Source organism: Alkalibacterium psychrotolerans (assembly GCF_054784355.1).
This window is the reverse complement of record NZ_BAAGPH010000006.1, coordinates 17,466-30,648: the sequence shown is the minus strand read 5'-3', so window position 1 is coordinate 30,648 and position 13,183 is coordinate 17,466. Positions and strand designations below refer to the sequence as shown.

The window sequence follows — 13,183 nt, the reverse complement described above, 5'->3', positions numbered from 1 at the left end:
CCTGCGACAAGCCTGTAGTGGTGGAGCTCAGCGTTCTTTATGCTTGTTGAACTTCACTGATGTCCCGTTTGCTGAAGTTCAGACTTGCTTCGCTGCAGCGAACTTCATATTTCTGGAGTATTCTTTAGTTCAGCAAAATTTTAAAGCCCTGAACTTCATTTCTACTTAAAAGAGGAGCGTTCTCCCCGCTGTATACTTACAGTTCTGCTCCTTAAACCATATCTGAAGGCTTAATATGTGTATCAAACTCTTCTTCAGTCAAGATTTCCAGCTGCACCGTTGCCTCTTTCAATGTCAATTCTTCCTCATGGGCTTTCTTGGCAATTTGACTGGCGTTGTCGTAGCCGATATGGGGTGCCAATGCTGTCACCAGCATCAAAGACTGTTCAACCAGCTGATCCATTTTCTTTTCATTCACCGTAAGACCTTTCAGGCACTTCTCGTTGAACAAATCCAGGCTGTCACTGAGAAGCGTGATGCTTTGAAGCATGTTGTAGGCGATAAGCGGCATATAGACATTTAATTGAAAATTACCTTGTGATGCTGCAATCCCTATAGTGGTGTCGTTTCCCATTACTTGTACACAGACCATCGTCAAAGCTTCAGCTTGAGTCGGGTTCACTTTTCCAGGCATAATCGAACTGCCTGCTTCATTAGCCGGGATGGTGATTTCTCCCAGTCCACTTCTAGGACCACTGGCCAGCCACCTCACATCATTAGCCATCTTCATGGCATTTGCCGCGAGTGATTTCAAAGCCCCGTGAGCAAAGACGAAAGCATCTTTACTGGCTAAGCCGTGAAACTTATTGGGACTGTCTTCAAAAGCTATGCCGGTTGCCTCTGAGATTTTCTCTACTGCTCTCATCGAAAAGTCTTTATGTGTATTCAATCCTGTTCCGACTGCCGTGCCGCCAAGCGGTAAGCTGAGCAGTGGCGTTAACGTCTGATGTATCATTGCCTCGTTCTGTTTCATCATCTCTTTCCAGGCACTCACTTCCTGCCCGAATGTAACCGGAGTGGCGTCCTGTAAATGGGTGCGCCCGATTTTTATCGCATCACTGTATTTATCTTCTAGTTGTTCCAGTGTTTCCTGAACATTTTGGAGAACGGGAATCAGTTTTTCCTTCAATAAATTAACTGAGGCGATGTGCATGGCCGTTGGGAAAGTATCGTTCGTACTCTGACCTTTGTTGACATCATCATTGGGATGAATACTCAAGCCGGTTCTTTCAGATGCAATATGTGCGACAACTTCATTTATGTTCATATTTGTCTGCGTACCGCTACCAGTCTGCCAAACGGCTAGCGGAAACTGATCGTCCCACTGGCCATCAATCACTTCATTGCAGACCTCTGCTATTGCATCAGCTTTATCCTTATCCAGCAAGTCCAGTTCAGCATTCGTTACAGCTGCCATTTTTTTAATTAATGCATACGCGCGAATCAGTTCTATCGGCATTTTCTCTGATCCAATCGCAAAATTCTGTAAGCTGCGCTGCGTCTGAGCTCCCCAATGACGATCCTCTTCAATTTCAATTTTACCAAACGCATCTTTCGCTACTCGTTTATTCATAATTCCAACAACCTTTCTAAGCATCACACCATCATAGCCAGTTACGACCAGTTCTTTGCATTAAACTCAATTATACTGTTTATTTTAAAAATCGTTCAGTATTCAGCTCCCCATGTATTTTCTTCTACCACTTTTTCTGGATCATCTATGGACACACGGTTAACTTTATCTTCTACTGCCTTTTTGACAACCGCTGTCGCGACCAGCTTTGATACTTCTCTCAATTGACTGACATCTGGGAGAAGCGCTTCTCCTGGTTCTGAAAAATCCTGCATATCATTGATTGAATGCGCAGCAGCCAGAAGCATGCCATCCGTTACATGGTGGGATTCTGTAAGGACGAGTCCTTGACCCAGGCCTGGGTACAGCAAGGCATTGTTAGCCTGGCCAATAGCGTAAGTATGCTCACCATACTCAAATGGTTCTGTCGGACTTCCCGTAACAACTAATCCATTCCCTTCGGTCCATTTTATGATATCTTCAGCTTTTGCCTCCGCCAATTCTGACGGATTTGAAATCGGGAAAACTGCAGGCCGACTGTTGTATTGGTACATAGCTTTTATGACTTCTTTACTGAATGCCCCTGTCTGGCCGGAGCTGCCTATCAACACTGTTGGCTTGAAAGCATGCACTGCCTCTAAAAGACTGTCTGAGATAGCTGGTAATATTTCCTCAGGAATTACATATCTCGACTGTCCTTTTGTCAAGTTGCTTTGTCCAGTGTGAATCACACCATAACGGTCATAGAGTACAATCCGCTGCTTGGCTTCTTCGCTTGATAACCCTTTAGCCAACAGTTCCATATAAATCATATCTGCTATGCCTACACCGGCAGTTCCCGCTCCAAAAATCATTATTTTCTGGTCGGATAGAGGTTTTCTGGTTATCTTAACTACAGAATTAAGTGCAGCTACCATCATGATTCCCGTTCCTTGTATATCATCATTAAATGTACAGTGGGATTGACTATAGGTGTTTAATATCTCTTCCGCATGTCCCCTGCCAAAATCTTCCCAGTGCAGTAAAACATGAGGAAATAATTGAGTAGCTGTCTGTACAAACTTTTCAATAAAAGATAAGTAGCTCTCTCCTTCCAGCCTGTTCTGTTTATGTCCAAGGTAGTCTGGTGACTTCAGTAATTCTGCATTATTCGTACCCGCATCTATGACTACAGGTAAGACCTGGCTAGGATTGATACCAGCCGCAACAGTATAGACTGCTAACTTGCCAATTGAAATGGCTGCCCCATTGATCCCCCAGTCACCAATGCCAAGTACTCCCTCTCCATCTGTTATGACCATCAATTTAACGTCTTTCAAATCTTTTGCTGCATTTCGCAAACTGGATTCTAAGTTTTCCGGCTCATTTACCGATAAATAAGCTGCATCCTGAAAAGAGGAGTACTTTTCACTGAATCCTCTAACCGCTTCAGCAATTGTAGGTGTGTAAATAATTGGCAGCATCTCTTTGACGTGTCTTTCTATAGTATAGAAAAACAATGTTCTATTATCCGCATAGATGGACATTAAGTAATGGTGTTTATCTATAGGTGTTTCTAGCTTGTTCAATTGATTAAGTATTTTCTGTTCCTGTTCCTCAATGCTTTCTACTTTAGAAGGAATCAGCCCCTGAAGATTGTACTGTTTTCTTTCATCCAAGGTAAATGCCGTTCCTTTATTAAGAAATGGGTTATCAAGTGGCGATGCCATTATATGATCAGTCCTTTGATTAGTATAGTTTTGCACCCTTGTTCTTTGTTCACCTAATCTAACATCTTTACTATACCAAACATATCATCTAATAAAAGCATGTAAAAACACCTTCCTTATTACAAAGCCTAGTCGCTCAGTTCAAGAAAGGTGTTATCAGTTTATTGTATATAATAATATTGATGGTTCTAACAGACTGCCTTCTGCTTAAGCCCCATCAGAAGCAGAACAGCTGTTTATTCTTTCTTTCATTTAGCTGGCGTTTTACGCTTCACTGCTCAGGTGCAGCTTGCCCGCTTTAGATGTCTTGTCTGATTTATTCTGTTCAACGTCTTCCTGGAGTTGTGATTCATATTCAGGTTCTTCTCTTGGTAGAATCAGGTTCAGGATGATTCCGACCATAGCGCTCAGGGCTGTTCCGGAAAGTGTCACGAAGCCGGCGATGTCGAACACTGCTCCGCCCAGTCCGATGACTAGCATGGAGCTGGCAATAATCAGGTTTCTTGTCTGATTGAAATCGACTTTGTCTTCAATCATAACTTTTAGTCCGTTACTGGCGATGACCCCGTAGAGCAGAATGGACATGCCGCCGAGTACAGGTGCTGGAATAGTTGAGATTAAGGCTGTAAATTTACCCATGAAACTTAAGGCTATCGCGATAAACGCTGCGTTTCTGATTACCGAAACAGATGCGATACGGGTCATGCCGATGACACCGGTATTTTCACCATAAGTTGTATTAGCCGGCCCTCCGAAGAAAGCTGATACAGCTGTTGCAGCCCCGTCACCAATCAATGTGCGTTTTAATCCGGGCTCTTTCAGGAATTCGCGGTCACAGATTTTACCTAAAACAGAGTGATCGCCGATGTGCTCCGCTACTGTCACCAGAACGATTGGCAGAAGCGCCCACGTTTCCGGTCCAAAGTAGAAGGAGTAGCTGTCAAATGTCTCTGTTTGAAATGGCAGGTGAATCTGCGGCAAGGCAAACCAGTTTGCTTCTGCCACCGGTGAGAAATCGACTATGCCGAGCACCACTGCTATAATGTAGCCTCCGACAATCCCCATCAGGAAGGGGATGATTTTGAAAAATCCTTTGGCTTTCGTATTAATAAATGCTGTAATCAGGAAAGTTGCTACGGCGACGAATATGATGCGCCAGTCTGAATCTGCGACAAAACCGGCATTTGTGACCGCGTTGCCTGCCAGGCCAAGACCAATGACCATAATCATCGGGCCGATAACGATTGGGGGTAGAATTTTATCAACCCAGGCTGTCCCAGTGTATTTAATAATGCCTGCTATAATAACATAGAGTAAACCGACCATGATGACTCCGGTCTGTGCTGCACTGATGTCTCCGCCCATCTGTTCCATTGCAATCTGCATGGCGGCAATGTAGGCGAAAGATGATCCCAAGTAAACGGGTACCTTCGCTTTTGTAGCTATCTGATAAATGATTGTTCCGACTCCACTTGCCAGAAGTGCGACGGATACGGGCATGTTCAGTAAGATGGGCACTAGAATCGTAGCCCCGAACATTGCAAATACGTGCTGTAAGCTTAAAAATAGTCCTTTGAGTGGTGCAGGTTTTGCCTCCACATCTAGTATTAACGGTCGTTGTTGTACTGCCATTACTTATCGTCCTCTCTTTTGTCGTTTTTTAGGCATAAAAAAATGCCCTTTACATTACGCAAAAGGACCTTTAGAGTAAGATGGAATCCACTAATTCATCGGTAGTACAGTTCTGCCTGCACGTTTAGACCGTTCAATTAATAGAAAATGAAGTTTTTCCATCCTTTTCTACCTCACGGGATAGATTTAAAGGAGCTTTGCTGCTATTAGTGTACCAGTCTGTCAAAAATAATGCAACTGCTGTTTGAAATTTTTTCCTATCATTCCGGCTTTGCTTTAGTTATAGGGGACTAGTATACTAGTTAGTAACTATACTTAGAAAGAGGTACATTCATATATGACAAATCCAGCTAAATCACTTAAGCACTGGTTGGTACTGGCTATTGCATGCGGCATGTCCGCCAGCGCAGTCGGTATAAACTTGAATGTTATCGGCGTGTTTTACACACCGGTATCAGAAAGTCTGAACGTTTACAGAGGAACGTTTGCTATGCACGCCACACTTTCAACACTGGCCTTATCCTTTGTGTCTTTATACTTCGCTCCACTACTAAACCGGTTCGGCTGGAAGCCTGTTTTAACTGCTTCGGCACTGCTTGCTTCTCTATCGACCATTCTTATGGCGTTCACCACTACGATGTGGGTCTTTTACTTGTTAGGTATCCTCAGAGGAATCGGAACCGGCCTTTACGCCATGGTTCCACTGTCCACCATAGTCAACAACTGGTTTGAAAAGAAAAAAGGCTTCGCCATGAGTCTTTCCTTCGGCTTCAGCGGCATTATCGGGGCTATCTTTTCTCCCGTCTTTACTTCCCTGATTGAATCCGTCGGCTGGGAAAACAGTTTTATTGTAATGGGACTGGTAATGTTTCTCTTTGTCCTGCCTGCCATCCTGTATCCTTACAGTTTCAATCCCAAAGATGACGGTTACTTGCCGTATGGTCACGACGAGAATGAAGAGGGCTCGCGGAAAGTCATCAGGAAAGCAAACTGGACAAATTTCTCATACACACAAAAATCTTTTGTGCTGCTTGCTTTAATCGGCTTGATGCATACGTCCATCACAGGGATTTCCCAGCACTTGCCCGGTTTTGCAGAATCTAACCTGTTATCAACACAGGTCGGGGGAATTATGCTCTCCGCTGTAATGGTCGGTAACATCTCCTTCAAGCTGCTGATTGGTTTTATCAGTGATACGATTGGCGTTATGAAGGCTGCCGTCATCATGATACTGATTAACATTGCCGGCATTCTTCTGCTCTTGTCTGTATCGCATCCGGCGGCTCAGATAGCCGGGTCTTTCGTCTTCGGTTCTGTCTTCTCAGTTCCGGCAGTTGCCTTCCCGCTTCTGACCACCGAACTGTTCGGAAAGGAGCTATATGTTCGTATCTTTCCGATTATCTCATTTATCGCCGGTGTCGGAGGCGCCTTGTCCATGACCGTCGTCGGCTACGTCTTTGATTTTACCGGATCCTATGTGCCTGCCTTCGTGACCGCACTGGTCTTTCACGGCATCAACTTATTCATCCTCTTTTCTTCTTTGCGACACAGCATAAAAGACTGAGAGCGAACACAGAAAAAGCGCCTCGACAAGATGCATTCTCTTGTCTGGCGCTTTTTTTAACTGTTATTTGCTCTCGATGCGGAAATTACACAATCAATCACGATGACAATGCCCAGCAGCAAATGGAGCTGAGATTCGTCGTGAATAATGATTTCATAGGTATCTCCCCACGATAGAAATTTTTTGTTGATATCAGCAATGACTCGCCCCTGACTTTTTATGACATAGTCATGAGCAGTAATCGATCCGTCAATTTCCCAGCCCGGCCCTTCAATGGTGTAGTTGTTTTTGAAAAAGGCAAACTCCTTTTTAATGGTCGCTACTTTTTCTTCCCCACTGTATAAGTCATACTCCGGCAGAAGTTTCCATAACTGCTGTTCAATGTAGATGACTTCCTCATGATCAGGCGTGTAGACACGCAACTTTTTACCCAAAGCCATGAACTGCCCTTCCACATAAAAACGGTCAGCTTCATTTTCATCTTTCACAGAAAACTTGTCATTTAAAGAGAATACTTGCTGTTTGATAAATAAACGCATATTATTCCTCCTTACCGTATAGTCTGATGGCTTTATTGTAATTGACGCGGGCAGAGATATTCGCTACCAGTCCAATGGAAGCCGAAAGCACAATCATACTGGAACCGCCGTAACTCACAAATGGAAAAGTCAGTCCGGTAATGGGCATGATGCCAATCACACCGCCTAAATTGATAAAGGCTTGAACCATAAACATGGTTGCGATACCGATGCACAGGAGTGAATCAAAAGAGTGCTGAGCTCTTACCGCTGTCAGAAATAGTCTGGACACCATTATAGTTAATGTCGCCAGCAGGATAAAAATGCCCACCAGGCCAAATTCTTCTCCAATAATCGATACGATAAAATCTGTATAAGGAAATGGCAGAAAACCGGTCTTCTGAACACTGTCTCCAAAGCCGACGCCCAAAATACCGCCTCGACTCAGTGCATAGTAGGAGTGAACCAGCTGCATTCCTGCGCCTTCAGCTAGCGTAAACGGATCCCAAAAACCCAGGAACCGGTTATAGCGGTATTCATTTAGAAAGAACAGCCGCGTGCCGTATTGTCTGATTAACTGAGACAAACCCAGCAGCAGTGAGACACCTGCTACACCAAAGCCCAAACCTAACTTAGGCGAGACGCCACTAGCGAAGATCATAACGGCTCCAATAAGGACAATGATAAAGGACGAACCGGTATCCGGCTGGATATAGATAAACAGTACAATGGCAGATACCAGAATCATTGGCGCCACAATTGCTTTAAAAAAATCTTCGGCAATCTTCTTCTGTTTAATAGACAAAATATAGGCCAAGTACCAGATCACCATAAATTTAGCAAATTCAGCCGGCTGTATATTAAAGAAGGGTGTTTCAATCCATCGTCTTGCACCATAAATTTCACGCCCGAATATCAATAGAAGAAGCAGAGAGATTGCTGTAACAATTGTACCCATCTGGACGAACCGTTTATTCTTCATTGCTTTAATCGGAAAAGTAAACGCAAAGACAAAGACTATATAACCTATAATCACATAAGTAGCCTGACGGGGCAGGTAATGATGGGGGTTCCCGTAATCCATCAGGGCGCTGTAGCTGCTTGCGCTGTAAACCATGATAATGCTGAACAGCGTCAAGGTAAAATAGGGAATGACAATTAACTTGTCTACATAATTGATTCGATCTCGCAACATTCTGATAACCCTCTCTCCTTCAACCCGTTACGTACCTGGGTGAAACTCTTCGCCTTCTCCAGAAAAGAAGTACGATTTATGATGGTAACGCATGGACATAATCAAGCCGACGCCCATCATGTTCCCTAGAAGGGATGATCCCCCTTGAGAAACAAAAGGCAAAGGAATACCTGTCATCGGCAGCAGGCCGATATTCATTCCAACATTTTCCAGCACGTGGAACGCAATCATCATAATAACCCCAGTGGCAATATAAGCATAAAATTCATTTTTTGTGTCATAAACCACTTTAATCATATGATACACAAGGATGAAATAAACAAAAATCAGAAAAGCGCCGCCGGCAAAACCGAAGTTTTCCCCAATTGTCGCAAAAATCATATCGGATTCTCTAACCGGAACATGGACTTCACTGACGCCAAAGCCTTTCCCAAATACGCCGCCCGAGCCGATTGCCTTGAAGGTCTGAACAATTTGATAGGAGGTGTCACTCGTTCCCTGATGCGGATTCAACCACGTATCGATACGCGCGAACTGATACGGTCTAAACAAGCCGGTATTCAACAGGAACTCCCTATTGTAGACAACCAGAACAATAAGTGTTACTCCGACTGCTGTAACAAATAAGAAGACCGGCAGTAATATTTGCCATTTAATACCTGATAACAAAAGGACACCAATCAAGATGGAAATATAGACCAAAGCTGTTCCTAAGTCACGCTGCATAAATACGATAACTACTGGAACAAGCCCAATCACAGCTAACTTTCCAATCAAAAGAAAATCAGAGTTATATTCACGCACTCGGTACAAGCTGTTATGCTTCGTTACGACTTTAGCGAGCATCAGGATATAAGGAATCTTTACGAATTCAGATGGCTGTACTGTTCCTAAAGGTCCTAGCGTAACCCACCTGTTCCCTCCAGTTCTGGCCGCGATTTCGCGATCGTAAAACACCAAAGTTAATAACAAAATAACCAAGCCGGCTACATAGAGGTACGTCGTCATTTTCCATAGCTGTTCGGAGTTAAACTGCATGATGACAAGAACGGCAATAACCCCTACACCATACCAGACAATTTGTCTGATGGTCATTCCCAGACCGGCCCCGTCAATTAAGACGGTGGTGGAATAAAGCGAGGCTATACTGATAATGGCCAGCAGCATGACCGATAAGATGACCCCATAGTCAATACGCTGAGGATACGTTTCGTTTTTCATTTTTTAATTGTCCTTTCTATTTCTCTTCCTAATTCTGATAGGCAAAAGTGACATGTCACTTCAAAGAACAATTTTATCAAATATCCGGCCGTATTCCTACACAATCTGAAAAATGACACAAAAAAGTAGAATGCAAAAAATCCCTCTGACATAAATACTTACGTCAGAGGGATTTAAATCGCATTTATTTAGAAAAGTTGGATTACTTAACTTCTACTGAAGCTCCAGCTTCTTCTAATTTAGCTTTCAATTCTTCAGCTTCGTCTTTAGAAACGCCTTCTTTAACTGCTGAAGGAGCTCCGTCTACTAATGCTTTAGCTTCTTTCAAGCCAAGACCAGTAGCTTCACGAACTGCTTTGATTACTTTGATTTTAGCTGAACCAGCTGATGCTAATTCTACTGTAAATTCTGTTTGTTCTGCTGCTGCTGCTGCTCCAGCTCCTGCTGCTGCTACTGGTGCTGCTGCTTCAACGCCGAATTCTTCTTCAATTGCGCTTACTAAGTCGTTTAATTCAACAACTGTTGACTCTTTCAAGTCAGCAATGATTTTTTCAATATCTAATGCCATTTTTGTTTTCCTCCATTTAATTTAGGTTTTTTGGGTTTAACAGGCTGTGCCTAAGCACAGTTCGCTGTTAGTGGGAAAATCTGCTTTATGCAGCTTCCTCTTCTTCTTTCTTCTCTGCAACTGCTTTGACTGCCAATGCAGTGTTTCGCATAGGTGCCTGTAGGACAGATAATAGCATTGAAAGTAGGCCTTCGCGGCTTGGTAGTTTAGCAATTTTGTTGATTTGCTCAACAGTTGCAACTTTACCTTCCAATACGCCACCTTTGATTTCAAGTGCTTCTGCGTCTTTCGCAAATTCTGCGATAATTTTAGCAGGTGCAACAACTTCTTCATTACTGAATGCTACAGCTGTAGGTCCTTTGAAGACATCTACTAATTCTGATAATTCAGCTGCTTCAGCCGCACGACGTAACATGGTGTTTTTCAATACGCGCATTTCGATACCTGCGTCACGCAATTGCTTACGTAATTCAGTTACTTCGCCTACTGTCAAACCACGGTAGTCTACAACTACTACTGCTTGTGCTTCTTGAAATTTAGAAGTCAGATCTTTAACAATCTCTTCTTTTTTCGCGATAACATGCTCTTTACTCATTGATGTTTCACCTCCTGATCGATTGAAATGAGGATTCAACTTTATACCATATTCCTCAACGAAATTTATGGAATAAAAAAACCCCATGTCACCGTAGACATAGAGGGAGTGTAAATTGATTGTTCATCACTTTATCCTCGGTATGATATTAAGGCACAAGGCCACATACTGTCTTCGGTATTATCAAGCTGCCTATCCGGTAATCACCTTACCGTCAATTAGCTCTCATTCATCAATGCATATTCAATTAAAGTTAATTCCTTAACCTGCACTATTATAGCAAGCTATGTCGTGCAGGTCAAGAAAAATTAAATTTTTTATTTAAGAACTGTGCTTGTGTCTACTTTAACACCAGGTCCGAAAGTACTTGCAACTGCCATGTTCTTGATGTAAACACCTTTAGAACTTGCAGGTTTTGCTTTCACGATAACATCGTGAAGAGCTGCCAAGTTTTCTTTCAGTTTGTCGATATCAAATGATACTTTACCAATTGGCACGTGTACGTTTGACTGACGGTCAACACGGTATGTCACCTGTCCAGCTTTAATATCGTTAACAGCTTTAGCTACGTCAGGTGTAACTGTTCCTGTTTTAGGGTTAGGCATAAGGCCTTTAGGTCCTAAGACACGTCCAAGTTTACCTACTTCAGCCATCATATCCGGTGCAGCAACAACAACGTCGAAGTCTAACCATCCACCTTGAACTTTTTCTACAAGGTCGCTGTCTCCTACGAAATCTGCTCCTGCTTCTTCAGCAGCTTTAGCAGCGTCGCCTTTAGCAAATACGATTACAGTCTGAGTTTTACCAGTTCCGTGCGGCAATACCATTGCGCCACGAATCTGCTGATCAGCTTGTTTAGGGTCTACACCTAATCGGTAAGCTACTTCGATAGTAGCGTCGAATCCGGCGTAGTCGATTTCTTTAACTAATTCTAATGCTTCAGTCGCATCATATTGTTTTTCGCGGTCTACTTTTTCCAAAGCAGCTACGAACTTTTTACTCTTTTTCGCCATTATATTTCCTCCTTAGTGTGGTATTAGCGGTTTAACCTCCCACTTGATCTCCGCAAAAGCGTAAAAACCATTGTCTTTACAGCTTGGCTGAACAAGTCTCCTTAGTCAGCTGGTCGCGGAGGCAGCAAGCAATGGGGGCAAATTCATTATCCTTCGACAGTGAATCCCATACTGCGTGCTGTACCTTCAACCATGCGCATAGCTGCTTCTACATCAGCTGCGTTTAGGTCTTCCATTTTTGTTTCTGCGATTTCTTTAACTTGATCGCGTGTTACAGATGCCACTTTTTTAGTGTTTGGTTCGCCTGAACCAGACTCAACGCCAGCTGCTTTTTTAAGCAATACTGCTGCAGGTGGAGTTTTTGTGATAAATGTAAATGAACGGTCTTCGTATACTGAGATTACAACCGGAATGATCATTCCAGCTTGATCTGCTGTACGAGCGTTAAATTCTTTACAGAATCCCATAATGTTTACTTGCGCTTGTCCTAGTGCAGGTCCTACTGGGGGAGCCGGATTAGCTTTCCCTGCGGGTATCTGCAGTTTCACGACGTTTACAACTTTTTTTGCCACGAGACATACCTCCTTGACTTTAGTCCGTGAGTGGTTAAATGAGGTTTCAGTTTTCCTCTCCCACTATAAAACATGCCCTCTCGTATACATAAGCATACAAGGCGCACTGATATAGTATACCACTACTCGGTTCTTTCTGCAATACTTTTTTAGTCGTCCAGCTTGGAAATTTGATTGTAGTCCAGTTCCGCATTGGTTTCGCGTCCGAACATTTCAACAGATGCCTTGATTTTACCCTTGTCACCTTCAAGTTCCGTAACGGTACCTTCCATGCCTGCAAATGCTCCACCAACGATTTTAATGCGCTCGCCCACTTCAACATCCATCTGTACTTTACGTGGGTTGATGCCCATGCTGCGCAGAATCTGGTCTACCTCTTCAGGCAACAGTGGTGACGGCTTGCTTCCAGCTCCGTGAGAGCCGACGAAACCTGTTACGCCAGGCGTATTTCTTACTATATACCAGGCATCGTCTGACATAATCATTTCAACCAGAACGTAGCCCGGGAAGATTTTCTCTGTAGCTGACTCAACCTTGCCGTCTTTTTCCTGAGTTGTTTCTTCTTCAGGAATCAAAACCTGCAGGATATTGTCTTCCATTTTCATACTGCTGGCACGGGATTCAAGGTTCTGCTTCACTTTATTCTCATAACCTGAATAGGTGTGCAGAACGTACCATGCTTTAGCACTTTCTAATTCGCTCATTTTAATAGTCTCCTTTTTCTTTGTCTGTAATAAAAAAACCTTCCTCCATTATCTGGAAGAAAGGTTTTCCGCCTGTTCTCGCTACGTAGTATAGCACGTCAGGTTTGTTAAATCTACTCTTAATCCTGTTTGTCAAATTAAGTTCAATAAAAAGGTAATCACTGAGTCAGCGGCATAAAAGAAGACACCGAAGAATGCCATCACTCCAAAAACAGTAGCGGTATTCTTTTTCATTGCTTCTTTAGTCGGCCAGGTTGTTTCGCTCAGTTCATACTTTACTTCTCCGAGAAACTTTTTAACTTTATTCATTGGGAACTCC

The 13,183-nt window shown here is 43.2% G+C and carries 13 protein-coding genes and 1 other annotated feature; of the genes, 1 reads left to right on the top strand and 12 read right to left on the bottom strand.

Annotated features, from left to right (window positions below; all coding sequences use genetic code 11):
- Positions 1–211: 211 nt before the first annotated feature.
- The 3 genes from fumC to ACYVLS_RS01265 form a co-directional block, all read right to left on the bottom strand.
- The gene (gene fumC / locus ACYVLS_RS01275) at positions 212–1,573 is read right to left on the bottom strand and encodes a class II fumarate hydratase (protein ID WP_460320340.1); all 1,362 of its coding nucleotides are present in this window, start codon (positions 1,571–1,573) and stop codon (positions 212–214) included.
- Between the two features lie 95 nt (positions 1,574–1,668).
- Positions 1,669–3,318: an NAD-dependent malic enzyme gene (locus tag ACYVLS_RS01270; RefSeq protein ID WP_460320337.1), complete on the bottom strand. Its 1,650-nt coding sequence runs from the start codon at positions 3,316–3,318 to the stop codon at positions 1,669–1,671.
- Positions 3,319–3,546: 228 nt separating this feature from the next.
- Positions 3,547–4,914, bottom strand: a complete 1,368-nt coding sequence (locus tag ACYVLS_RS01265) for a uracil-xanthine permease family protein (RefSeq protein WP_460320334.1) — start codon at positions 4,912–4,914, stop codon at positions 3,547–3,549.
- Between the two features lie 337 nt (positions 4,915–5,251).
- On the opposite strand from ACYVLS_RS01265, the gene ACYVLS_RS01260 reads away from it, so the two are divergent.
- Positions 5,252–6,478 carry an MFS transporter gene (locus tag ACYVLS_RS01260; RefSeq protein WP_460320332.1) on the top strand — a complete coding sequence of 409 codons (1,227 nt, stop codon included), beginning with the start codon at positions 5,252–5,254 and terminating at the stop codon, positions 6,476–6,478.
- Between the two features lie 56 nt (positions 6,479–6,534).
- Here the strand turns inward: ACYVLS_RS01260 and ACYVLS_RS01255 are convergent, their stop codons facing one another.
- The 9 genes from ACYVLS_RS01255 to secE form a co-directional block, all read right to left on the bottom strand.
- Positions 6,535–7,017, bottom strand: a complete 483-nt coding sequence (locus ACYVLS_RS01255) for an LURP-one-related/scramblase family protein (RefSeq protein WP_460320329.1) — start codon at positions 7,015–7,017, stop codon at positions 6,535–6,537.
- 1 nt (position 7,018) lies between these two features.
- Positions 7,019–8,191: an FtsW/RodA/SpoVE family cell cycle protein gene (locus tag ACYVLS_RS01250; RefSeq protein ID WP_460320326.1), complete on the bottom strand. Its 1,173-nt coding sequence runs from the start codon at positions 8,189–8,191 to the stop codon at positions 7,019–7,021.
- A 27-nt stretch (positions 8,192–8,218) separates the two neighbouring features.
- On the bottom strand, positions 8,219–9,412 hold the full coding sequence (locus ACYVLS_RS01245) for an FtsW/RodA/SpoVE family cell cycle protein (RefSeq protein ID WP_460320324.1): 1,194 nt from the start codon (positions 9,410–9,412) through the stop codon (positions 8,219–8,221).
- A gap of 202 nt (positions 9,413–9,614) precedes the next feature.
- A complete protein-coding gene (gene rplL, locus ACYVLS_RS01240) occupies positions 9,615–9,980 on the bottom strand; it encodes a 50S ribosomal protein L7/L12 (protein ID WP_460320322.1) in 366 nt (121 codons plus the stop codon).
- Between the two features lie 85 nt (positions 9,981–10,065).
- Positions 10,066–10,575, bottom strand: a complete 510-nt coding sequence (gene rplJ, locus ACYVLS_RS01235; RefSeq protein WP_460320320.1) for a 50S ribosomal protein L10 — start codon at positions 10,573–10,575, stop codon at positions 10,066–10,068.
- Positions 10,576–10,640: 65 nt separating this feature from the next.
- Positions 10,641–10,771 (bottom strand) — a sequence feature (ribosomal protein L10 leader region).
- A gap of 121 nt (positions 10,772–10,892) precedes the next feature.
- Positions 10,893–11,588: a 50S ribosomal protein L1 gene (gene rplA, locus ACYVLS_RS01230; protein WP_460320317.1), complete on the bottom strand. Its 696-nt coding sequence runs from the start codon at positions 11,586–11,588 to the stop codon at positions 10,893–10,895.
- Positions 11,589–11,734: 146 nt separating this feature from the next.
- A complete protein-coding gene (rplK, locus tag ACYVLS_RS01225) occupies positions 11,735–12,160 on the bottom strand; it encodes a 50S ribosomal protein L11 (protein WP_460320315.1) in 426 nt (141 codons plus the stop codon).
- A 149-nt stretch (positions 12,161–12,309) separates the two neighbouring features.
- Entirely contained in the window at positions 12,310–12,864 is a 555-nt protein-coding gene (nusG, locus tag ACYVLS_RS01220; protein WP_460320312.1) for a transcription termination/antitermination protein NusG, read from the bottom strand.
- Between the two features lie 132 nt (positions 12,865–12,996).
- Complete coding sequence (secE, locus tag ACYVLS_RS01215; RefSeq protein WP_460320310.1) at positions 12,997–13,173, bottom strand: preprotein translocase subunit SecE; 177 nt, start codon at positions 13,171–13,173, stop codon at positions 12,997–12,999.
- Positions 13,174–13,183 lie beyond the last annotated feature (10 nt).

Coding starts and splice junctions, on each gene's coding strand:
- secE (WP_460320310.1), bottom strand. CDS start 13,173: ATGAATAAAGTTAAAAAGTTTCTCGGAGAAGTAAAGTATGAACTGAGC.
- ACYVLS_RS01245 (WP_460320324.1), bottom strand. CDS start 9,412: ATGAAAAACGAAACGTATCCTCAGCGTATTGACTATGGGGTCATCTTA.
- ACYVLS_RS01265 (WP_460320334.1), bottom strand. CDS start 4,914: ATGGCAGTACAACAACGACCGTTAATACTAGATGTGGAGGCAAAACCT.
- fumC (WP_460320340.1), bottom strand. CDS start 1,573: ATGAATAAACGAGTAGCGAAAGATGCGTTTGGTAAAATTGAAATTGAA.
- rplJ (WP_460320320.1), bottom strand. CDS start 10,575: ATGAGTAAAGAGCATGTTATCGCGAAAAAAGAAGAGATTGTTAAAGAT.
- rplA (WP_460320317.1), bottom strand. CDS start 11,588: ATGGCGAAAAAGAGTAAAAAGTTCGTAGCTGCTTTGGAAAAAGTAGAC.
- ACYVLS_RS01255 (WP_460320329.1), bottom strand. CDS start 7,017: ATGCGTTTATTTATCAAACAGCAAGTATTCTCTTTAAATGACAAGTTT.
- nusG (WP_460320312.1), bottom strand. CDS start 12,864: ATGAGCGAATTAGAAAGTGCTAAAGCATGGTACGTTCTGCACACCTAT.
- rplL (WP_460320322.1), bottom strand. CDS start 9,980: ATGGCATTAGATATTGAAAAAATCATTGCTGACTTGAAAGAGTCAACA.
- ACYVLS_RS01260 (WP_460320332.1), top strand. CDS start 5,252: ATGACAAATCCAGCTAAATCACTTAAGCACTGGTTGGTACTGGCTATT.
- ACYVLS_RS01250 (WP_460320326.1), bottom strand. CDS start 8,191: ATGTTGCGAGATCGAATCAATTATGTAGACAAGTTAATTGTCATTCCC.